The organism is Kitasatospora sp. NPDC001660 (assembly GCF_053596725.1).
The window spans coordinates 19,875-39,118 of the sequence record NZ_JBSFGU010000052.1; the positions used below are offsets into that span (position 1 = coordinate 19,875).

Genomic DNA, 19,244 nt, shown 5'->3' on the forward strand with positions numbered 1-19,244 from the left:
GCCGGGCCCCGATGCCAGGCGGGCGCCCGGTCTCAGGGTTGTTCGGGCAGTCAGTCGGCGTCCGGGGCGGTGTCGCTCGCGCTGCCGCCGACGACAACGTGAGCCATTGCGCCGGCGGCGTGGTGGGTGTCGCCCGTGTACTCGCCGGTTTCCTGGTCGGGGTAGCTCACGGCCAGGGTCACGTGGAACTCGGCCGCGTCCGCACGGTGGCCGGGCACGCGTGCCAGCGAGATGCTGTGCACCTCGGCATCGGGGGCGTGCAGCATCCAGTCAACGGAGGCCTGCATAGCCTGGGCGGGCGTCTCGCCGGAGGTGACGATGGCGGCGTAGGCGACCACGGACACGTCCGCCGTGTCGTCGTGCCACTGCTGGCCGTAGTGCCGCATAGCCCGGACGGCTCCGGCGGCCCGGCTGATGTCGTGCCTCAGGGCGCGCGCCGCGGGGTGCTGGTCGGTCAGGGCGACGGGCTGGGCCGGGATCACCGCGGGCAGCGCGCTGGTGGTGGGCTCGGTGGTCTCGTTCAACGTGGGTCCTCTTCTTCGTGGTTGGGATGCGGCCGTGGGGTGCTGCAGGGCCGGCACAGCGGGGAGCGGTCGGCGGTGAGCTGCTGGAGGCGGGCGATGCCAGCGAGCTGCCGGACGGCGTCCTCGGCGGCCCGGGTGATCGTCCCGGCAGGGTCGCGGCGGTACCGCCTGCGCCAGATCGCCGTCCGGATCGGGCCGTGGATCCACCGGAGGGCCGGGCTGCGGCACGCGGGCAGCCACACGGTGTACTGCCACCACGCCCGGACTCCGGCGAGCCGGGCGCTCACCGCGGCAGGGCGAGCGGTCGACCGGTCGCCCACTCCTCGGGCAGCCACGGCGCATCCGGGCCCGCCCCGGGCGGCGGCGCCAGGCGGCACGTCAGATCGGCGAGCTCGGGGCGGTGGAGGCTCCACTGCACGATCTCGTCCGCGAGGTCCTGGGCGAGCGCCAGCGTGGCGGGCCCGGTGTCGCTGACCCACAGCCCTTTCGGCAGCACGTACACGACGCTGGCCCCGGCGACCAGCGCGGGCCCCGGGCCCCAGCTGGTACCGGCGGCGGTGGCTGCGGTGATCCGGTCGTCGCGGCTCGCGAGCCACAGCCACAGGTCCATGTACTCCGAGCGCGTCAGCCGCGGCGGGACGACCCCGGCCCACTGGGCGGCGAACTGCGGGACGGGACGCTCGTCCGCGGACGCGGCCGCGTCCGGGCCTGGCTCGTCGACGCCGACAAGGGCGCCGTACCACTGGCGGTCGTACCGGTCGGTGCCGGCGACGAGCCACGGGTGCAGGCCGCCGAGCGCGACCGGCGCCACGATCGCGCCGCGCGGGGCGAGCTGCCGAATCCAGCGCGGGGAGATCCCGGAGATCCCGGTGGTCAGCACGATCACGTTGTAGGGGCCCGACTCGGGACGTCCGGCGGAGAGGTCGCCGAGCTGGGCGTCGACCGTGACGACGGCACGGCCATGCGGGCCGAGCGCGGCCCGCACGGCCTCGACGTCGCCGAGGGTGGCGTGGACGCTGACGACCTGGCAGGCGGTCCGCTCGGCCAGGGCGACGGCCAGGGGGCCGGGGCCGATGGCGAGCACGCGATCCCCGCGGCGGATGAGGTGGCCGAGCGCCGGGGGCAGAACGGGTGCGGCCTCGGCGGGAGCCGCAGCGGGCGCGGTGTGGTGGTGGGTCATCGGGACGGGACTCCGTGCTGCTCGGGGCCGACGGCGGCCGGCCGGGCGTCGGCGGCGCCGGCGGGCACCACCGAGAGGGTGAGGACGTCGCCGTTGCGAAGTGCCCAACTGCGGCTGTATGAGCGGCGGCTGGAGAGACACGACAGAGCGGCGTAAAGCTCCTCGGTGTCGCGGTCCCACAGGGCGGCGTTGATCCGGCTGCGGGTGGTCATGAAGACGGCGTAGGCCAGGGCCGCGCGGCGCATCGACCGCATGGCCTCGCCGGGCTTCGGCACCGGCGGGGACTCCACCCGCTCGCGCTCCTCGCCGTCAGGGGCCGTGCGCGTCACCCGGAGCACGATCCCGCCGGGCACGGCAGGGGGGTAAACAGTGCGAAGGTCGCCCGACAGCGGCCACGACATCAGCGACGGCGGCGTGTTCATCGGCTCGCCCTGGTGGTGGGCCTGGTGGCGAGCCGGGCGGAGATCCGGTGCACGGCGTCTCCGCCGTCCACGGTGAGGGTGTAGGGCTGGCCGAGGGCGAGGGTGCGTCGGATGCTCTCGTGCTCGTCGGCGTCGTCCAGCCAGGCGTCCAGCGGGGCACGGAACGCGGGGGCGACGCAGTCGGCGAGCCGGCCGGCCCGCAGCTGGAGCCAGGCCAGCGCCAGGGAGTTGGTCCGCGCGGTGGTACGGCTCACCAGCATCGTGGTGGGGCCGGCGCCGAACTCCACGTCGGCCTCGCACAGGAACGGTCCGTCGACGACGGCCGCGACCGGGAGTTGGGGCGGCGGCTGGACGGCGGCGGGAAGTAACAGCGTCGACACGGGGTCTCTCCTCGGGTGAGGGTGCTCCTGGTGGTGGTTGTCGAGCGGCCGTCCCCGCCGGTGTCGTGGACACGGGCGGCAGGGACGGCCCGGCGGCGCGCGAGGGGACTACGCGCCGCGGCGAGCCGGTCCGGGGCTGGGTGCGGGCTCAGACACGCCGGACCGGCGGTCTAGGTGTCGGTCGGCGGGGCGAGTCGTAGGTGAGCCCACGCCACGGTGCCGCCGCGGGCAGGGTGGTGGCGGCCGGCCGCCAGCACGCACGGCAGACGGCGGCAGAGCCGCGTCCCGCGCCCGCTCTCGGCAGCGTCGCCGGGCGGCTTCGGCTGGACCCAACGTCCGGTGTCGCGGACGGCGACGGACACGCTTCGCGGGCCGAACACGAGCTTCACCGCCACGTCCGGACTGCCGCTGTGCGTCACCGCGTTGGTGACGTACTCGGAGACGACCAACAGGAGGTCGTCCACCACGGAGTCCGGCATCCTGCGGAACTCGCCGAGCGCGCGGGCGAGTGCCCGCATCTCGCGGACGGTCCGTTGCTCGGCGGCCATCGTGCACAGCACGGACAGCGCGGGCCGGACAGCGGGCGCGAAGCGCGGCCACGGCGCGGGGACTCGTTTCGGCTGGTCAGCTGCGGTGGCTCCGGCCGGGTAGCGCGTACGCACGTACCCCCCTCTCGCTGCGCGGGCAGGCGGACCCCCCGCTACCAGGGGACTACACGCGGTAGCGGGAGCGTACTTAGATTGCTCCATGCAATCCCATCATGCAAGTGCAAGACTGAAACTGACCGAGCGTTAGCCGCTTAACCCGTGCTCACGGACGTCTGAGAGGTACCGTGCCGAATCCACGCCGCCCACGTAGGGCAGACTTGCAGCACGCAACCGCGCGTAGGGGCAGGGAGGGCCGCGTGACGGAGACAGGTGGACCGACCGTGCGTCGTCGCACGCTGGGCACAGCCCTGACAGAGCTCCGGGAGGCTGCCGGGCTCCAGCAGAAGGACGCTGCGGGCGCGCTCAGCTGCTCTGCCTCGAAGATCAGCAGGCAGGAGCAGGGCAAGGGCCTCATCAAACCGATGGAACTCCGGACCCTGCTGGAGCTGTACGGGGTGACCGACGAGTCCAAGGTGGCCGGCCTGCTCGACCTCGCACGGCGCGCTGCGGAAAGCGGCTGGTGGGAGCAAGCGGAATACGAGTCGATCATGCCGCAGGGGCTGGGCGTCTATGTCGGTCTCGAAAATGATGCTCGAACCGTCCACGCCTGGGAACTCGGTTGGATTCCTGGGCTGTTGCAGCACGAAGACTATGCGGCTGCTGTCCTGGCGGGTGGCAAGCCGAGCCCACCGGAGACGGTGCGGAGATTGCTGGAGATCCGAGAAAAGCGGCAGGGGCGACTTCTCACGGAGACCGACCCGCTAGAGCTGTGGGCCATTATGGACGAGTCGGTCCTCATGCGCCCCGTCGGCAATCCCCAGGTGATGGCAGCCCAAATCACGCACCTGCAGATAATGGCCGACCGTCCCAATGTGACCCTGCAAATCCTCCCACTGAGCAAGGGAATGCACCCGGGCCTGCGTGGATCTTTCAGCATCCTTGAATTCGCGCCGAATGAGTCACCGATCATCTATGTGGAGGGACCGGCGGGAAATACGTTCCTGGAGCGGGACCACCAAATCCAGAGCTTCCGTCACGACTACAACCGCCTGACTGCGGGGGCGATGGACCCGCACGAGACAATCGACCGCCTTCGTGAGGCTGTCAAGGAGTACCGCCCATGAGTAATAGCGACCGACCTGCCGTCGACCCCCAATCCCTGACGTGGTTTAAGGCAACGGCGAGCGGCGACCAAGGGGCGTGTGTAGAAGCCGCGCGCGTTCCCGGTGATGGCATTTTCGTCCGGGACTCGAAGGACCGGCCTGGGCCTAGCTTCTTCTACGGCAACGCGGCGTGGAGCGACTTCCTGGCGGGCGTCAAGGCTGGGGAATTCGACCTGCCGGCCGCCTAACCCGGGTTCACACACCACGCACAGCAGAGGGGCCGACCCGAGTTCGGGTCGGCCCCTCTCTGTTGCCGAGCGCGTTACGCCGTCAACTGGTTGTCGCGGAGCTGGTGGGGCTGGGGAATCACGGCGACCGTGCGGGCTTCGGCTACCTGCTCCGGGGCCGGCCGGTACCCCTCCGCGAGAAGTTCGGCCGCTTCGGTTCGGTACTCGCTCGCGGTGCCGTTGGACACGCGGCACTCATCCTCGATCGTCTGCAGCGGCAGGTGTTCGGGGACTCCGCCGGCTTCCTTGAGGATCATCCGGGCCACCTTGCGGACAGCGCGCTGCCTGGGTGTCAGCTTGGCAAGGTCTTCGGTCTCGATCGCACGAAGCTCGATCTCGGCGGCACGGCTCCGCGTCTTGGCGGCGGCTTCCTGGATCTCGGCAGCGGTCTGAGCGTCCTTGGCGGCGGCGAGCTTCAGTTCGGCCGCCTGCCGCGCGGCCTCTGCCGCCTCCTTGGTGTTCTGGGCTTCCCGCAGCTTCGCTTCGGCGGCGCGGTCACGGATCTCGGCCGCGTCGGCCTCAGCCTTGGCGGCGGCCTTCAGCTTCTCGGCAGCGGCCTTCCGCGTCTCGGCGGCGGCCTCGCTCTCCTTGGCGGCAGCCTCGTCGGCGGCGACCTGGGCGAGCCGCTGCTCTTCTTGCTCGGCCGCACGCCGGTCGAAGTCCGCACGCAACCGCTTGACCGCGACCCTGCCCGCTGCCTCGACACGGTCGGCTTCCGCCTGGGCCTGGATGATGTCGTGCTCGGTCTCGATGGCGATCTGAGCGCCAGCGATCTTCTTCGCCGTCCGCATCGAGGCGATTTGGGCGTCAGCCTCCATGACCTCGTCCCGGGCCATGCGCTGCAACTCGCGCTCCTTCTTGGCCTGCTCGCGAGCCGCGGCCGCTTCCTCCCGCTGTTCGGGGAGTTCCAATGCCTTGTCGACGGTCAGACCGTAGCGCGCCATGTCGATGGGCAGCCTCAGATCTGCCGGAGCCTTCCGGCGCCACCCCCTCCCATAGTCGCGCCGCAGCATGGCCCGGTAGACCGTCCGGTCTTGCTCGGCCGCGACCGTGGCCTCATAGGAGGGCATTTCCCACAGCCGCATCCGGCGGTAGAGCGCCCACGTCCGCCACGGGGAGAGGATCCAGCGGTACAGCGGCACCTTGGGGCGCTGTTCGCCGGCTTCCCGCTCAACCCAACCCGTCAGGAAGTGCCGCACCGCCTCGACGGAGAGCAGGAAGCAACAGGGGATGATCGCGTGCATCATCGCGCCGAGCGGGTCCGCAGTCACGGGACCGCCCGAACCGGCGTTGAACACGATGGTGGCGAGCGTGAAGACGTGCGCCGCGAAACGGAGGAGAGGCAGCGGCCTGCGGATGCGGATCATCGCCAGATCGAGGGCGTAGAGCACCACGATGCCCACATCCACGCCGATCGGGAAATACGGGCTGAACCACCCGAATTCGTGCTTCACCGCGAGGTGACGCAGTGCCGAGTACGAGCCGGCGAACCCGACGACCGCGAGGACCGCGCCACCGAGCGCAGTCAAGATCACGAAGGCGATCACCAGCCCTCGCCGGGCCCTGTCCGAGACCGTCCAGCCCGGGGCCGAGACCGTCCGGGCCGCTTCCGAGACCGGCCCGGTTGCCCCCGAGATGTCGTCGCTCGGTCGCGCGGTCGGCACGGTCGCCGGTGCGCTGTCGATTGCTGTCGCAGTGGTCACCGCTCCCCCTCCTGAGCCAGCGTCGAGATCGGGAGGGGATATGCCCGAGGCTCGGGCGGGCGCTTCCGAGATCCGGCGTGCGGCTGGCCGGCCGCCTCCGAGATCGAGGGACCGCACCCGAGATGCCGCCGGGGCGTCGGCAAGACTGCGGCGGTCCGGACAGGCGTGGTACCGAGATGTTTGTGTGTGGCCTTACCGTGGTGGGACATGGGGAGTCTTCTCCTCGTCGTTGGGTCCCCGGGGGCGCTTGCTGGCGAGCGTTCCGCGCTCCTGGGGCTCTCTTGGATTCCGAGCCTGAAGGTCAGTTCTTCAAGAGTCTTGAACTTCCGGCATATTGGCCTTCCAGAGTCCTGAACTCTTGGATATCTCCGGCGGGAGCTCGTGCAGTGCTTGCCTTGGCAGGAGAATGCACGGGTGAAACATCAAGAGTCTTGCTGTCCGGATTTCGGGATGTTCCGGATTCCCAGAGTCTCGAAGTAGCGGCGTCGCAGCTCGTCTTCCTCGTTGCCGACCAGTGAGCCGCGGGTGGCCAACAGGGCATCGATCGCAACCCGAATCAGGGTGTTGGCAGTGATCCGCGGACCGCCGATCCTGGTCCGTGCGTCCATCAGCATGCGGGCGGTCTCGTCGAGCCCGGTCCACTGGTCAGACCTGATCTGCGCGTACTTCGGCCGGACGCTCGGCTGCTTCTCGGCCGCCTTCGGTCGGCCAGCTGCCGGCTGGCTCGCCGACTGCGAGCCGGAATTGCTGGCGGCCGCAGCAGCGGTGGCCGCAGCGGCGTCCTTGAACACGTCCCCGAAACCTCGGGGCTCATTTCCCGCGCTCATGCCATCACCTCCGTCGCCTGCCGGCGGATGGCCTTGTAGGGCTCTCCGAGGTAGGCAAGGGTGGCATCAACGAACATGTAGATGTCATCCGCCGCCTTGTCCGCGTTGTCTTCCTCGCTCAAGGTGACGGGCAGTCCGCCCACCATTTCGTGAGCCGTGTACTTACGAATCCACCCGTCGTACACCGGCATGCTGAGGGCGTTGAGGGTGTCCTTCATCGTCTTGGCCCGGCCCTTGGCACTGTGCTCGATCATCGACAGGATGATTCGGTAGTTGGCGCCCGCGGGCTGCAGAACGTCCCGGATGCTGCGAAGCACCGACTTGGTGTCAGAGCGGCGCGGCGGCATTGGCACCACCACCAGGTCACCCTCCGCGGCGGCCTTCAGCTTCTCCCGGTCCCGGAACGGCTGGTTGTCGGTGATCACGTACCGAAACTGCTTCAGTTGCCGGACTGCCTGGAGCTCGGCCGGATCATCGCTCTCCGTCAACTCGAAGGTGGCCGGCACCCGCAGAGACGCCGTCATCTCGGTCACCCCGCCGTCCTTCTGCAGAGCATCGGCGTTGATCAGCAACGTAGGCCCGATCTTCCCGAGCTCATAGGCCAACACGAACGCGACCGTGGACTTCGTGATACCGCCCTTGCCACCCCAAACCGAGATGACGAACGGTCCCTCCTCGGGTCGCGGCGGTGCCAGCCACCGCGGCAAATCTTGATCATTCATGGTCTTGATCCCTCCAAACTTCAAGAGTCTTGAAGCTGTGACGTCCAGGGCTTTGGTGCGGCCTTCACCGCACCCACCGGCAAAATGTACCGATCCCAAGACTTCTGATGCTCGGGATGACATCAACAACACGACTTCAAGTCTCTGACACACCCTAACTTCCTAAGTCTTGAACTTCAAGACTTAGGAAGTTAGGGTGGCGGACACAAAGAGGGGCCAGGCCTCCTACAGCCTGACCCCTCATGGGGTGCCCTGCTCGCCGCGCAGACGGCGGCCGGGCTTGATCCTTTAGGGAGGATCAGATGGTCAGGGTAGTGGACGTGGCGCCGTCCGGGCGTCGCCGTGAGTTGGCGGTGGAGGCGGTCCCGGCCGGCTCGGCAGGCCCGGTGCGGTTCGCGGTGGGGCGGTGGTCGACGCCGGAGCGGTCGACGGTCCCGGCGCCGCGGCCTCCGGCTGACGAGTTGGTGGTGGTGGCGAATGTCCTGGGCGTGCTCGTCGACCGCCGGGCGGCGTGAGCGTGGCCATGCTGCTCGTCTACCTGCTGCTCGGGCTCTTCGCCTATCTGGGGTGGGGGACTACTCCGGCTGATGCCCTGCTGGATCTGCAGGCGGACCGGACCGGCCCCCCACGCGGGCGTGAGATCGCGGCGGCTGTCGTGGTCTGGGCGGTGCTGCTGGTCGTGTGGCCGCTCGCGGTTGTCATCCGTGGCGTGCTCGCTCTTCGACGCTCGGGTGCGGGTCACCGCGAGCTCTGACCTTGTCGGCCGGGGCGGACGAGGTAGGCCGCGCCCGGCCGCTGACTGGAGGATCTGTGATGGATGACCTGAGCGTGTACCTCCCGGACAACTCGGCCGCTGCCAGTGCTGCGGTCCTGGAGGAGCCGGCGGGCGGCTGGTCGATCCTGCCGCCGGTGGAGCTGGCGCCGGCCGACCCTTCGGACGCCTGGGCGACCGTGGCCGAGGCGCTGAATATGCCGGGTGTGCCGCTGTTCTACGTGGATGGCCGAAAGTGATCTGACCAGCCGCCAGAAAACACCCGAGGGCCCGCGCCGTCGTCCGGCGCGGGCCCTCGGGCTATTAGGCGGGGCTCAGGCCGGCCGGGTCGCTCCTGCGAATCCGTTCGTATAGAGGGGAACAATTTCGACCACCCCGCCCGTCTTGGGGGCCTGGATGATCTTGCCGTCGCCGTAGAACATCGCGACGTGGGTGATCGTGCCGTAGTTGCTCTGACGGTAGAAGATCAGGTCTCCTGGCTGCAGCGCGTTCAGGGCGACCGGGTGCGCGCTGGTGAAGTCGTACTGGTCCTGCGCGACGCGGGGGAGCTTGATCGTTGCCCACCAAGCGTTCTGCACGAGGCTTGAGCAATCGAACCCCTCGTGCGAGCCGGCGAAGCATGATCCGTTCAGCATGCCGTTACCGTCCGAGCAGAATCCCACGCTCGGCCCGCCGGCGGTCCCGCCTCCCCAGACGTACGGCACTCCGAGGTACTGCTGTGCCTTGCGGACGGCGTCGGCTCCCGCCCCGGTGCCGCTGACGACCGCGCCGCCGCCGATGTTCCACACCGCCGCCTTGGCGAGGATCTTGGACACGTAGTCCGTCGTCTCCTTGTACGGCGGGACCCCGCCGTACTTGGCCACCGCGCCCCAGCCGGCGTTGTAGCCGGCGAGCGCCAGGCTGTCGGATCCGCCCGGATAGCCGGAGGTGCGGGCCTGCTCCATCAGCGAGCACATGAACCGGCCCTGGGCCATGACGGCGTCTCCGACGTCGTGCGGCGAGACGGGGGTACCGTCGCCGTGCTCGTCCCGCCCCCACGTGGCCCACGTCGAATCAGTGAACTGGGCCGGCCCTTTCGCGCGCCCGGCCGACGTGTCCGGTCCGACGGCGTTCTTATCGAAGTTACTTTCCGCCCAGATCTGGGCGGCGATCAGCGCGGGGCTCTCGCCCGGGCAGAGCGCGCCGGCCTTCTTGACCCACTCCACGTACTCGGCCGGCACCGCGCCGTCCAGCAACCCCTTGCCGACGGCGGCACCGGCGCCGGCCGCGTCGGCCGAGCTCCCCCCGCCGATCGCGGCCGTGCCGAGGACGACCAGCAGCACCAGCCCCCCGCCTACGGCCCCGGCTCCGGCTGCGAGTCCTTTTGCCACGTCTTCGCTCCCCTCCGTGCTGTCCGCGCCCTGGCCGTGATCTGACGCTTCTTCTGATCGCGACCGGCCTCCCAGGCCGCCGTCCACTCCTCTTCCGTGACCTGGTAGCCGGCGGCCCACCGCCCGACGTCGCTCACCCCGTACAGCCCCGCCTCGACTTTGCTGACCATGCCGCCGCTCATGCCGATCACCTCGGCCATGGCACGCTGCGTCAACCCCGTCGTCCCCCGCAACTCCTTTAGCGTGAGGGGCTTTCCGGCCAACGCTTTGACAGTGACGCCTAGTACCCTCGCGAGCGCGGCTGTGACGCGTGGCGACGGCGCGCACACCCCGATCTCGGCGCTTCGTACGGTCTCGGGGCTCACGCCCGCCGCGAGAGCGAGCTGAGCCCTGCTCAGCCCGGCCTCCTCTCGGAGCGTTCGTAGGCGGGATGCCCTTGGCGCGTCGGGGTCGGCCACGGTCGGTCTCCCAGAAATTATCAGTAGTGTCTGTCAGTTATGAGTGATAGCATCTCAGTAAAGATCCTGTTTTGGAAGCCGGGGGCACCGATGGGACTTCTTTCTCGCCAGGGCTCGCCGTCTGTGCCTCATCTCGACTCCCTGGCCGGGCAGTTCACCGTAATGGGAGCGCACGGGGGCGCCGGGACGACGACCGTCGCGCGCCTCCTCGACCCGCATGCGGTCGGCCGGGCGACGGAGCTCGCGCAGGGTCAGCCGCTGCCGCTGGGCAGCACCCCGGTCCTCGTGGCCCGCTCGACGTCGTACGGGCTGCTGCGGGCCGTCGACGTGCTGAACCGCTGGCACGCCTCCGTGCCGCGGCCGTGGCTGGTGATCGTGCGCGATGCACCCGCGCCACTGCCCGGGGCTGTCCGCTACCGCTCTCGCACCCTGGCGGGCCGCGTCCTCGGCGTCGTCACGGTCCCGTACCTCTATGGCCTCCGATCCGTCGACGACGCATCTGAAGCGCTCTCCACCCGACCGATCGCCAAGGCCGGCCGTGCTCTGCGCGGGCGCCTCGGCATCGCCGACTGACAAGGAAGAAGAACCCGTGTCCCAACTGCTTGACCTTGCGCACCACGTGGTGCTCGCCGGCCCGTCGCCGACGCCGGCGGCGGTCGTCCCCAACCCGGCCCCGCAGTCGCCGCCCGGGATGGACAGCACCTTCAGCAACTTCATCTCATGGACCAAATATGTCGCCTTGATCGTGGGCGTGATCAGCCTGATGGCCTGCGCGATGATGATGATGATCGGCCGCCGCAACCGCGGGCACCTCGCCACCGAGGGCGCCATGGGCCTGGTCTGGGTCCTGGGCGGCCTGTCGGTCGTGTCGCTGGCGGTCGGCATCGTGACGGCGATGGTGTGAGCCGACCATGACCCTTGACCTGCAGCGGGCCGCCGCCCGCCGGATGCGCCGCGTCGTCGTGGTCCTGGTCGGCGTCGTCGTGGTCCTGGCCGTCACCGTGGTGGCGCTCGTCCTCAACAGCGGCTCCACGCCATCCGTTCCGGTGGCGGCCCCGTCTTCCTCCGGCGCCCCGGCGCCGACGCCAGCACCGACCGCGAGCCTGCCCAGCACGAAGCCGCTGCCGACCGAAGCCCCGGGCGGCACGTTCGTCGCGCCGTCGTCCTGGGCGCTCCTGCCCAAGCCGACCGGAACCCGGCTTGGCATGCCGACCGGCTTCCCGCACACCGCAGAGGGCGCCGCCGCGGCCGCGGTCACCGCGACCCGCAACAGTTGGACGTGGGACGTGACGGTGGCCGATCGCGCGGCCGAGGCGTACTCGCTGCCGGACGACCTGCAGCGTGCGAAGCAGATGGTTGAGCAGAGTGTGAGCGCGTCCCGTATTTCGGTGGGCCTGCCCGGCAGTGGGGCCCTTCCGCCCGGCGCCCACCTGTCAGTGGCACCGATCGGTGTGCAGTGGACGCCGGTCAGCGCGGACGAAGTGAGTGTCAGCGTTCTCACCCGCATCGTCTACGCCCCCGGCAGCAGCACGGCCGAGACGACGCAGCTGTGGGCCAGCACCAACTCAATCGTCTGGGCGGGCGACGACTGGCGGACCAAGAGCGGTCCCCCTCAGCACGCGCCTGAGCCGTTCGACCTCGGCAGCGACGGGTTCAACCGGGCCGGGTGGAAGGCGATCCAGGAAGGGGACACTCGATGACGTCGACCGTCGGCCGGGTGCTCGCGGCACTGGCCGCACTCTTGGTCCTCGCCGTGCCCGCGGCCACACCCGCAACGGCGGCACCCCCGGCGGCCCCGGTGGCTTCCTCAGTCGTCGCCGCCCCTGCCTACGGACCCAAGTTGGCTCCCACCTGGGACATCTGGGGAACGGTCTGCGGCACGATCGCTCTCCCCGTCTTCGGCGCCGGCGGCGGCGCGCTCTGCGAGGCGGGCAAGGTGGCGGCACCTGAGATCAAGAAAGAGGTCTCAGCGGCCCTACAGAGCACCATCATCAAGCCCATGGCGGACGGAATGAGGGAGTTCACCGCGCAGGTCCTGCGCGTGGGGCTCACCTGGTGGCTGACCACGCCAAGTGTGCAGGTCAGCAACTCCGGTGTCACCTCGTCGCAGACGGGAACGGACAGCAGCGGCGCAACCGTCACCTACTCCCTACAGGGAATCTGCGCGGGCGTCGGCGAGGTCATCGCCGTCATCCTGCTGATGTTCCAGGGCATCAGGACCATGATCCAGCGCAAGGGAAAACCGCTGGTCGAAGCGCTGCAGGGGCTACTCGTCAACGCGCTGGTGGGGGTCATCGGCATTGCCGTGATCGATGCGCTGCTCGTGGCGTCCGACGCGCTCACAACCACCATCATCAACGTGTCGTTCCACGGCAACGACAAGCTACCCGAACGCGTTTTGGCGATGCTGCTGCCGCAGGCCGGCAATCCAATCGGCTTGATGACCATGGCTGTGATCGTCCTGATCATCGGCCTGATCCAGTTCTGCCTCCTGTTCCTACGTCAGGCGAGTATTCCGATTCAGGCCCTACTCCTGCCGATCGCGGGGGCCGGCCAGGTCGGCGGGGAGAAGTCCCGGCAGTGGCTCCCCCGGCTCTACACGTCCATCTTCGCCGTGATCGCCTACAAGCCACTCGCCGCGCTGATCATCTCCGCCGGATTCGTCGAGATCGCGAACGGCAACGAGACCGTCGACTGGATCCGGGGGATCGTCACCCTGCTCCTATCGGTGATCGCGCTCAAGTCGCTCATGGGCCTGTTCGCGCCGCTGGGCATGTCGATGGCGGGGGCGACTGCGGGCGGGTTCGCCGGCGCGCTCGCTGGCGCCGCCTCGTTCAGCGAGCTGGCCGGCGGGAAGTCCGGCGACGGTGGCCGCTCGGAGACTTCCGCCGTGCAGCAGGCCTCCAACATGTCGCAGCAGGGCGGCACCAATCCGGCGGCGGCCGCCAACCCGACGGCGGCCGCGGTTCAGGCCGGCGTCGGCGTCGTCAACCAGGCGAAGCAGAACGCGGGCAACGCCGTGTCCGGCGCGGACAACCCGGCCGCCGGCGTCCCCAAGCAGTCCACCGGCAGCGGCCAGGGCGGCAAGTCCGCTGGCGGCCAGGACGGCGAGTCCGGCCGGGCCGGCAACGGCCAGAGCGGCAAGTCCGGCCAGAACGGCGAATCCCGCCCGGCGGGCGGGTCCGGCCAGAACGGGCCCGGCCAGGGAACGACCCCGGCGCCGGCCGGCCCGTCGTCGTCGGGCGGCCCCGGGATCGCGGTCTCGTTCCGCGCGGCCGAGGCTGGGGCGCGCGGGATCCAGCAGGTCGGGAACACCGTCTCGGAAGGGAGCACGGAGCAGTGACAACCGCGCCTGAGAATCAGGTCCGCCTCTACGGCGGATGGCGCCGGAGCCGGTCCATGGGCATCGGCATGCTGAACACCGGTCAGACGGCGATCGTCGTCGCGGCGATCCTCGCGCCGATCATGCTGGGCAACTTCGTCGGCTGGGAGACCACCCTCCCGGTGACGGTGCCGGTCGCCCTGGTCGTGATCGTCCTGGCGTGCTGGCAGTGGCAGGGCATGCCGCTGCTGGACCTCGCGATCGCCCGGTCCCGGTGGCAGCTGGCCGCGCTGAAAGGCGAGACGTCGTTCCGCGGTCAGTTCCTGCCCCACCCCCAGGCGCTCGACCTGCCCGGCGTCGCGGCCCCCACGCGGCTGCTGAGCGTTGAGGACACCTCGGGGCCGCGCGCGGGCCGCGTCGGCCTGGTCTGGAATCAGGCCACCGGCAAAATGGCCGGCACCCTGCTCCTGGCCTCCAACGGCGCGCTGCTGGCCAACAGGTCGCAGGTGGACGTCAACGTGGCGTCGTGGGGCAACGCGCTGGCCGGTCTGGCCAATGAGGCGGACGTGGACGCTGCCACGCTCACGCTGCAGATCACCCCGAACAGCGGTGCCGCGCTGTCCGATCACGTACGGGACCGGCTCGACAAGTCGGCGCCCGCGGCGGCGACGGCCACCGTCCGCGAGCTGGTCGCCGCCGCACCGCGGGCCTCGTCCTCGCTGGCGGCCTGGTTCACCCTGGTGACCACACCTGGCCGGGGCGCCGACCGGCCGCGGACCCCGGCCGAGGCGGCGGCCGAGACGCTGCGGAGCCTGGACGGTGTGGATCTGATGGGCGCCGGCGCGGACGTGGTGCGCCGGGCCACGGACACGGACATCGTGCGCCTGGTGCTCGGCGCGTTCCGGCCCGAGGACGGCGACGCGCCGGAGGCCGAGGTCCGCGAGCTCACGTGGGATCAGGCCGGCCCGGTGGCGGCCGAGGACCTGTGGGGCGCCTACCACCACGACGGGGCGGTGTCGGTCAGCTACGTCCTGCGGGAGGCGCCGCGTCGGCCGATCACCTATGACGTGCTGCTGCCGTTGCTGTCGCCGGGGCAGTTTCCCCGCCGGGTGACGCTCGGGTACCGGGTGCTCTCCAGCAAGGAAGCGGCCGCGGTCGTCGAAAGGGAATTGAACGCGAGCGACGCGCGCGAGCAGTACCGGCGGCGCACGCAGCGCTCCACTACCCGGCGCGAGCGGGCCGACGCGGCGGCCGCCGAGCGGACGGCCGAGGAAGAGGCGTACGGCGCCGGCCTGGTGCAGTGGACGATCTCGATCACCGTCACGGCCCCGGACGCGGCCCGGCTGAAGGAAGCACAGCGGGAGATCCGCACCGCCGCCCGGCGGGCCGGCGGACTGCGGTTCCGCCCGGCCTACGGCGGCCAGGCCGCCGCTTTCGTCTACGGCCTGCCCGTGGGCATTCACCCGCTGGCCTGACGGGCCGTCACCAAGACAGTAGAGAGGAGGAGCGATGCCAGGACGCAAGCGCTGGTCAAAGGTGCAGTCCCGGCCCGTCGAAGGGGCCGGGACCGCTGAGGAACAGCCTAGCTTCCGGCTGAACGCGTCGGTGGTCGCCCCCCGCAAGGGGTGGCCCGGTGCCGGTGCCGGCCGGGCCGCGCACGTCGACAAGGGGGCCGTGTACATCGGGTCCACCAGTCAGGTGGCCGGCTTTTTCCCGTTCGTGCTTGGGGCAAGCCTGCCGGCCGAGGGGGTCCCGATCGGCCCAGACCTGCTGACGGCCGAATTGGTCTGTTTCGACCCGGGCGGCTGGGTCGGAAAGTTGGTCCAGAACCCGGGTGTTTGGATCATGGCTCAGCCCGGGTCGGGCAAGTCCGCCATCGCCAAGCGCATTTCGACCGTTTACACCGCGTACGGGTACAAGCTGGTCGTGCCAGGCGACGTCAAAGGTGAGTACTCCCCGCTGGTCCACCGCCTCGGCGGGCAGGTCGTCAAGATCGGCCGCGGCCTGGACCGCATCAACCCGCTGGACTCGGGGCCGCTGCGGCGGCGCCTGCCCAGCCTGCCGGCCGAGCAACAGGCCACGCTACGGGCGGAGATCAACGGCCGCCGCTCGGACCTGCTCCACTCCCTGCTCGCCACCGTGCACGGGCTGAACAGGCGCCCCACCGCACCCGAGGCGAACGTGGTCAACTGCGCGATCTCGCTCGTGGCGGAGAAACTGGCGGACGATCCGGTAATCCCGGACGTGGTGAACATCCTCCGGGAGGGGCCCGAACAGCTGTGGGCCCGTCTCCTCGTCGACACCCGCGAGGACTACCGGGCCCTCGTGCGCGAGGTGACCATGGCCCTGGAGAACCTGTGCGACGGCCCGTTGGCCGGCCTGTACGACGGGCCCACCACGCAGCCGCTCGACCTGGAAGCGCCGGCCCTGTCCGTCGATCTGTCCGCGCTGCTGACGACGGGCGATCACGTCGTGGCGGCCGGCCTGCTGTCCACCTGGTCATACGCCTACGGCGCGATCGACTCGGCCCGCGCGCTCGGCATGATGGGACAGAAGCTCGTCATCCCGCTGGACGAGATGTGGCGGGCCCTGCGGGCCGGACCCGGCATGGTCGACGCGATGGACGCCATGACGCGGCTCAACCGCTCCAAGGGCGAGGTCACCATGTTCATCACGCACAGCCTGCGCGACCCGGAAAGCCTCCCGACCCCCGAGGACAGGGCTAAAGCACTGGGCCTGATGGAACGGTGCGACTCGCTGATCCTCGGCGCGCTGAGCGTCGGCGAGCTGGAACGGGTGAACGCCCAGAAACCCCTGACCGGCTCCGAACGCGAGCTGGTGGCGTCCTGGTCGGCGCCCAACAGCACGGGGATTGACGGCACGGCACAGCGTCACCCGGGCCGCGGCCGCTACTTGATCAAGATCGGCACCCGCGCCGGTGCCCCGGCCAGGCTCGACCTGACGCCGGACGAGCTCAAGCTGTACGACACCGACGCGGCGATGCGCAACAAGGGGGCGACGGCATGAACGACGGTTCCCGGGGCGGCAGTGAGGCTGCCCCGTTCATCATCCTGGGCGTGATCGCGGGCTCGGCGGTGCTGTTCGCCGGCGCCTGGGTCGGCGGCACGCTCGGCGTGCTGCTGGTTGGCGGCGGCTGGCGGCCGCCGGCGTTCTCCGTGTCGGCACTGTTCGACCTGGTGGGCGGCGGGCCCGGCCGGCTGTGGCCGGGTCACGGCACGGCGGCGACAGTCGGCGCCGTCCTGGTCCTCGTCCTGGTGCTCGCGGGTCTCGGGGTCGCCGGGTGGTACGGGCGCCGTTACTTCGGCCACCGCTCGGGCCTGGCGAGCCTGCGGGACGTGCGGGACCTGACGGCCAAGGTGCTGACGCCGAAGACGCGCAAGTTGCGGCCGGCGCTGGCTGATCAGGACGAGATCCGCCCCGATGACCTGGGTGTCCTGCTCGGCGAGCTCGATGCGGTGGCGGGTCCTGAGCTGCGGGCGTCCTGGGAGGACGTGGCGGTTGCGGTGATGGCGCCGCGCTCGGGCAAGACGACGACGCTGGCCGTGCCGGCGATCGTCCGGGCGCCCGGCGCCGCGGTGGCCACCAGCAACAAGAGCGACGTGTACACCGTGACTGTCGGGCGCCGACGCGAGCGCGGGACGGTGTGGAACCTCGACCCCCAGGGCGTGACGCACAGCCCCCGCGCGATGTGGTGGAACATGCTCGCGATGGCGCACACCATCGAGGGGGCCCGGCGCCTCGCCGGTCACTTCGCGCTCGGCGGCGGCAGTGACAAGAGCTATGACGACTTCTGGATGAAGGCGGCGCGGAACCTGCTGACGGCGTTGTTCCACTCGGCGTCGCTGTCCGGCGGGACCGTCGCGGACGTGATGGGGTGGCTGGCAACCCCGGCCGATCGTGCCTCGACGGACGCCCTGGCCGCGTACGGAAAGCAGGCGCTGGCCGACCAGTTGGCGGCGACCATCGCCGGCTCGACGGAGACCCGTGACGGCATCTACCAGACGGCGCGTGAGGCGGTCAGTTGCCTGATCGACCCGGAGATCGCGGCGTGGGTGACCCCTGATTCGCGGGTGCCGGAGTTCCGGCCCGACGCATTCGTGAAGTCCTCGGACACGCTGTACCTGCTGAGCAAGGACGGTGGCGGCGGTGCCGCTCCGGTGATCGCGGCGGCCGCTGATGCCGTACTTCGGGCCGGTGTCGTGGCGGCCGAGCGGGCCGGCGGCCGGATGCCGGTGCCGCTGGTGGCGGTGCTGGATGAGGCGGCGAATATTTGCAAAATCGCAGACCTCCCGGACTTGTACTCGCACCTGGGTTCGCGCGGAATCTTCCCGCTCACCATCCTGCAGTCCTACCGGCAGGGCGAACGGGTCTGGGGTGATTCGGGCATGGCGGCGCTCTGGTCGGCGGCCACCATCAAGCTTCTCGGGTCGGGTATCGACGACCCGAAGTTCGCCGAAGACATCTCCAGTTTGGTGGGCACTCACCTGGTCACGGAGACCTCGGTCTCCCGCTCGTCCTCCGGCCGATCGGTCAGCACGAGTCGTCGGCGCGAGCGGGTGATGGAAGCCGCGGAGATCCGCGCCATGCCCAAGGGGCGGGCCCTGCTGCTGGCAACCGGGACCCGGGTCGCGATGATCAAACTACGGCCCTGGTACAACGAGCCGGACGCCGCGGAACTCGCGGCGAGCGAGAAGACCGAGACAGCGGAAATCGCCCGGCGTGCGGTGGCGGCGGTGATCGGCGAATGAGCGGGCCCACCCTGGAGAGCCTGGCCGAGGACATCGCGGACCTGCAGGCCCACCGCGACGGCTTCGCCGCGGAACTGCAGCTCCACAAGGACTTGCTGGACGAGCTCCGCGAGCTCCCGCCGGAGGAACCGGCCACCGACGACGAGAGCGGCCAGGACGGCGGCGAGCCGGCCGAGGACACCGGCCAGAGCAACAAGCGCGGCAAGGGCCAGGAAAAGGAGGAGAAGGCGCCGGTACCGCCGTTCATCCTGCGCCTCGACGGCGACCCGTACGCCCTGGAGCTGGCAGCGCTCGCCCACTGGGTGGCCAACGTCCTGGTGCCGGTGTACATGCGGGAACCGGGGTCGCTCGCGCCGTGGTGTCCGCGCTGGTGGGAGCATGAGGAAGCGGTGGCCCGGCTGCACGGGCTGTGGCTGGCCTGGCAGGAACTGACCGACCCGGAAACGGGCGGCCGGCTGGGGCCGAGCGTGTGGCACCGTGACCACCTGGACCCGGCCGTGGCCCAACTGCGGGACTCCGCCGGGCCGTTCGCGGCCTGCATGGTCACCCCGAACAAGGCACAGCACCGGACGTTGCCCGCGCCGCTGCTCGATCCGTTCCCGTACGCACTGCCCGTGCCCGCGGGCGCCGACGGCGAGCCGGCCGGCGTGGCGCCCGTGCCGCTGCCGGCGTTCCCGGCCCCTGGGTCTGGGAGCTGACGGGCGGACAACACGAAGAGGGCCGGAGGGATGTTCCCTCCGGCCCTCTTCGGTGTCCCG

The 19,244-nt window shown here is 70.4% G+C and carries 24 protein-coding genes; 13 read left to right on the plus strand and 11 right to left on the minus strand.

Translation table 11 applies throughout. The features are described 5' to 3' along the window. Window positions 1-50: 50 nt before the first annotated feature. The 6 genes from ACWCXH_RS33720 to ACWCXH_RS33745 all read right to left on the minus strand — a co-directional run bounded on the left by ACWCXH_RS33720 (window position 51) and on the right by ACWCXH_RS33745 (window position 3,168). A complete protein-coding gene (locus ACWCXH_RS33720; protein WP_449805316.1) occupies window positions 51-524 on the minus strand; it encodes a hypothetical protein in 474 nt (157 codons plus the stop codon). Continuing rightward, window positions 521-811, minus strand: coding sequence for a hypothetical protein (locus tag ACWCXH_RS33725; protein WP_449805317.1), 291 nt, complete (start codon window positions 809-811; stop codon window positions 521-523). The genes ACWCXH_RS33720 and ACWCXH_RS33725 overlap by 4 nt, the downstream gene beginning before the upstream one ends. Continuing rightward, window positions 808-1,704, minus strand: a complete 897-nt coding sequence (locus ACWCXH_RS33730; RefSeq protein ID WP_449805318.1) for a hypothetical protein — start codon at window positions 1,702-1,704, stop codon at window positions 808-810. Before ACWCXH_RS33730 ends, ACWCXH_RS33725 begins: the two co-directional genes overlap by 4 nt. Beyond that, window positions 1,701-2,033, minus strand: a complete 333-nt coding sequence (locus tag ACWCXH_RS33735; protein ID WP_449805319.1) for a hypothetical protein — start codon at window positions 2,031-2,033, stop codon at window positions 1,701-1,703. The genes ACWCXH_RS33730 and ACWCXH_RS33735 overlap by 4 nt, the downstream gene beginning before the upstream one ends. Before the next feature lie 89 nt (window positions 2,034-2,122). Further along, a complete protein-coding gene (locus tag ACWCXH_RS33740) occupies window positions 2,123-2,506 on the minus strand; it encodes a hypothetical protein (protein WP_449805320.1) in 384 nt (127 codons plus the stop codon). A 170-nt stretch (window positions 2,507-2,676) separates the two neighbouring features. Further along, complete coding sequence (locus tag ACWCXH_RS33745; RefSeq protein ID WP_449805321.1) at window positions 2,677-3,168, minus strand: ATP-binding protein; 492 nt, start codon at window positions 3,166-3,168, stop codon at window positions 2,677-2,679. 242 nt (window positions 3,169-3,410) lie between these two features. Between ACWCXH_RS33745 and ACWCXH_RS33750 the strand changes: the two genes are divergently transcribed. Together ACWCXH_RS33750 and ACWCXH_RS33755 are read left to right on the plus strand one after the other, a co-directional pair. After that, complete coding sequence (locus ACWCXH_RS33750; protein ID WP_449805322.1) at window positions 3,411-4,277, plus strand: helix-turn-helix domain-containing protein; 867 nt, start codon at window positions 3,411-3,413, stop codon at window positions 4,275-4,277. Beyond that, a complete protein-coding gene (locus ACWCXH_RS33755) occupies window positions 4,274-4,504 on the plus strand; it encodes a DUF397 domain-containing protein (protein WP_449805323.1) in 231 nt (76 codons plus the stop codon). Before ACWCXH_RS33750 ends, ACWCXH_RS33755 begins: the two co-directional genes overlap by 4 nt. 74 nt (window positions 4,505-4,578) lie before the next feature. Here ACWCXH_RS33755 and ACWCXH_RS33760 read toward each other — a convergent pair whose 3' ends face one another. The 3 genes from ACWCXH_RS33760 to ACWCXH_RS33770 form a co-directional block, all read right to left on the minus strand. Continuing rightward, the gene (locus ACWCXH_RS33760) at window positions 4,579-6,246 is read right to left on the minus strand and encodes a DUF2637 domain-containing protein (RefSeq protein ID WP_449805324.1); all 1,668 of its coding nucleotides are present in this window, start codon (window positions 6,244-6,246) and stop codon (window positions 4,579-4,581) included. 422 nt (window positions 6,247-6,668) lie between these two features. After that, window positions 6,669-7,037: a hypothetical protein gene (locus tag ACWCXH_RS33765; RefSeq protein WP_449805325.1), complete on the minus strand. Its 369-nt coding sequence runs from the start codon at window positions 7,035-7,037 to the stop codon at window positions 6,669-6,671. Window positions 7,038-7,069: 32 nt separating this feature from the next. Beyond that, window positions 7,070-7,795 carry a hypothetical protein gene (locus ACWCXH_RS33770; RefSeq protein ID WP_449805326.1) on the minus strand — a complete coding sequence of 242 codons (726 nt, stop codon included), beginning with the start codon at window positions 7,793-7,795 and terminating at the stop codon, window positions 7,070-7,072. A 302-nt stretch (window positions 7,796-8,097) separates the two neighbouring features. Between ACWCXH_RS33770 and ACWCXH_RS33775 the strand changes: the two genes are divergently transcribed. The 3 genes from ACWCXH_RS33775 to ACWCXH_RS33785 are packed head-to-tail and all read left to right on the plus strand — an operon-like array spanning window position 8,098 to window position 8,806. After that, on the plus strand, window positions 8,098-8,310 hold the full coding sequence (locus ACWCXH_RS33775) for a hypothetical protein (RefSeq protein WP_449805327.1): 213 nt from the start codon (window positions 8,098-8,100) through the stop codon (window positions 8,308-8,310). 8 nt (window positions 8,311-8,318) lie between these two features. Beyond that, the gene (locus tag ACWCXH_RS33780) at window positions 8,319-8,549 is read left to right on the plus strand and encodes a hypothetical protein (protein ID WP_449805328.1); all 231 of its coding nucleotides are present in this window, start codon (window positions 8,319-8,321) and stop codon (window positions 8,547-8,549) included. A 59-nt stretch (window positions 8,550-8,608) separates the two neighbouring features. Beyond that, window positions 8,609-8,806, plus strand: coding sequence for a hypothetical protein (locus ACWCXH_RS33785; protein ID WP_449805329.1), 198 nt, complete (start codon window positions 8,609-8,611; stop codon window positions 8,804-8,806). 75 nt (window positions 8,807-8,881) lie between these two features. Here the strand turns inward: ACWCXH_RS33785 and ACWCXH_RS33790 are convergent, their stop codons facing one another. Both ACWCXH_RS33790 and ACWCXH_RS33795 read right to left on the minus strand, forming a co-directional pair. Continuing rightward, window positions 8,882-9,937 (minus strand): NlpC/P60 family protein, encoded by a 1,056-nt coding sequence (locus tag ACWCXH_RS33790; RefSeq protein WP_449805330.1) that lies wholly within the window; start codon window positions 9,935-9,937, stop codon window positions 8,882-8,884. After that, window positions 9,901-10,395: a helix-turn-helix transcriptional regulator gene (locus ACWCXH_RS33795; RefSeq protein WP_449805331.1), complete on the minus strand. Its 495-nt coding sequence runs from the start codon at window positions 10,393-10,395 to the stop codon at window positions 9,901-9,903. The genes ACWCXH_RS33790 and ACWCXH_RS33795 overlap by 37 nt, the downstream gene beginning before the upstream one ends. A gap of 162 nt (window positions 10,396-10,557) precedes the next feature. Between ACWCXH_RS33795 and ACWCXH_RS33800 the strand changes: the two genes are divergently transcribed. The 8 genes from ACWCXH_RS33800 to ACWCXH_RS33835 all read left to right on the plus strand — a co-directional run bounded on the left by ACWCXH_RS33800 (window position 10,558) and on the right by ACWCXH_RS33835 (window position 19,184). Further along, window positions 10,558-10,968 carry a hypothetical protein gene (locus tag ACWCXH_RS33800; protein WP_449805332.1) on the plus strand — a complete coding sequence of 137 codons (411 nt, stop codon included), beginning with the start codon at window positions 10,558-10,560 and terminating at the stop codon, window positions 10,966-10,968. A gap of 16 nt (window positions 10,969-10,984) precedes the next feature. Continuing rightward, a complete protein-coding gene (locus ACWCXH_RS33805) occupies window positions 10,985-11,299 on the plus strand; it encodes a hypothetical protein (RefSeq protein WP_449805333.1) in 315 nt (104 codons plus the stop codon). Between the two features lie 7 nt (window positions 11,300-11,306). Then, entirely contained in the window at window positions 11,307-12,095 is a 789-nt protein-coding gene (locus ACWCXH_RS33810) for a hypothetical protein (RefSeq protein WP_449805334.1), read from the plus strand. Beyond that, window positions 12,092-13,738 carry a hypothetical protein gene (locus ACWCXH_RS33815; RefSeq protein ID WP_449805335.1) on the plus strand — a complete coding sequence of 549 codons (1,647 nt, stop codon included), beginning with the start codon at window positions 12,092-12,094 and terminating at the stop codon, window positions 13,736-13,738. The genes ACWCXH_RS33810 and ACWCXH_RS33815 overlap by 4 nt, the downstream gene beginning before the upstream one ends. Continuing rightward, a complete protein-coding gene (locus tag ACWCXH_RS33820) occupies window positions 13,735-15,192 on the plus strand; it encodes an SCO6880 family protein (protein ID WP_449805336.1) in 1,458 nt (485 codons plus the stop codon). The genes ACWCXH_RS33815 and ACWCXH_RS33820 overlap by 4 nt, the downstream gene beginning before the upstream one ends. Before the next feature lie 130 nt (window positions 15,193-15,322). Next, window positions 15,323-16,744, plus strand: a complete 1,422-nt coding sequence (locus tag ACWCXH_RS33825; RefSeq protein WP_449805337.1) for an ATP-binding protein — start codon at window positions 15,323-15,325, stop codon at window positions 16,742-16,744. After that, entirely contained in the window at window positions 16,741-18,486 is a 1,746-nt protein-coding gene (locus ACWCXH_RS33830) for a type IV secretory system conjugative DNA transfer family protein (protein WP_449805338.1), read from the plus strand. The genes ACWCXH_RS33825 and ACWCXH_RS33830 overlap by 4 nt, the downstream gene beginning before the upstream one ends. Beyond that, window positions 18,483-19,184: a DUF4913 domain-containing protein gene (locus tag ACWCXH_RS33835; protein ID WP_449805339.1), complete on the plus strand. Its 702-nt coding sequence runs from the start codon at window positions 18,483-18,485 to the stop codon at window positions 19,182-19,184. Before ACWCXH_RS33830 ends, ACWCXH_RS33835 begins: the two co-directional genes overlap by 4 nt. Window positions 19,185-19,244: the final 60 nt, after the last annotated feature.

What these genes read in the sequence shown, in the direction of transcription:
- ACWCXH_RS33830 (WP_449805338.1), top strand. Translation starts at nt 16,741, where the DNA reads ATGAACGACGGTTCCCGGGGCGGCAGTGAGGCTGCCCCGTTCATCATC.
- ACWCXH_RS33730 (WP_449805318.1), bottom strand. Translation starts at nt 1,704, where the DNA reads ATGACCCACCACCACACCGCGCCCGCTGCGGCTCCCGCCGAGGCCGCA.
- ACWCXH_RS33785 (WP_449805329.1), top strand. Translation starts at nt 8,609, where the DNA reads ATGGATGACCTGAGCGTGTACCTCCCGGACAACTCGGCCGCTGCCAGT.
- ACWCXH_RS33755 (WP_449805323.1), top strand. Translation starts at nt 4,274, where the DNA reads ATGAGTAATAGCGACCGACCTGCCGTCGACCCCCAATCCCTGACGTGG.
- ACWCXH_RS33815 (WP_449805335.1), top strand. Translation starts at nt 12,092, where the DNA reads ATGACGTCGACCGTCGGCCGGGTGCTCGCGGCACTGGCCGCACTCTTG.
- ACWCXH_RS33780 (WP_449805328.1), top strand. Translation starts at nt 8,319, where the DNA reads ATGCTGCTCGTCTACCTGCTGCTCGGGCTCTTCGCCTATCTGGGGTGG.
- ACWCXH_RS33770 (WP_449805326.1), bottom strand. Translation starts at nt 7,795, where the DNA reads ATGAATGATCAAGATTTGCCGCGGTGGCTGGCACCGCCGCGACCCGAG.
- ACWCXH_RS33810 (WP_449805334.1), top strand. Translation starts at nt 11,307, where the DNA reads ATGACCCTTGACCTGCAGCGGGCCGCCGCCCGCCGGATGCGCCGCGTC.
- ACWCXH_RS33775 (WP_449805327.1), top strand. Translation starts at nt 8,098, where the DNA reads ATGGTCAGGGTAGTGGACGTGGCGCCGTCCGGGCGTCGCCGTGAGTTG.
- ACWCXH_RS33835 (WP_449805339.1), top strand. Translation starts at nt 18,483, where the DNA reads ATGAGCGGGCCCACCCTGGAGAGCCTGGCCGAGGACATCGCGGACCTG.
- ACWCXH_RS33800 (WP_449805332.1), top strand. Translation starts at nt 10,558, where the DNA reads ATGGGAGCGCACGGGGGCGCCGGGACGACGACCGTCGCGCGCCTCCTC.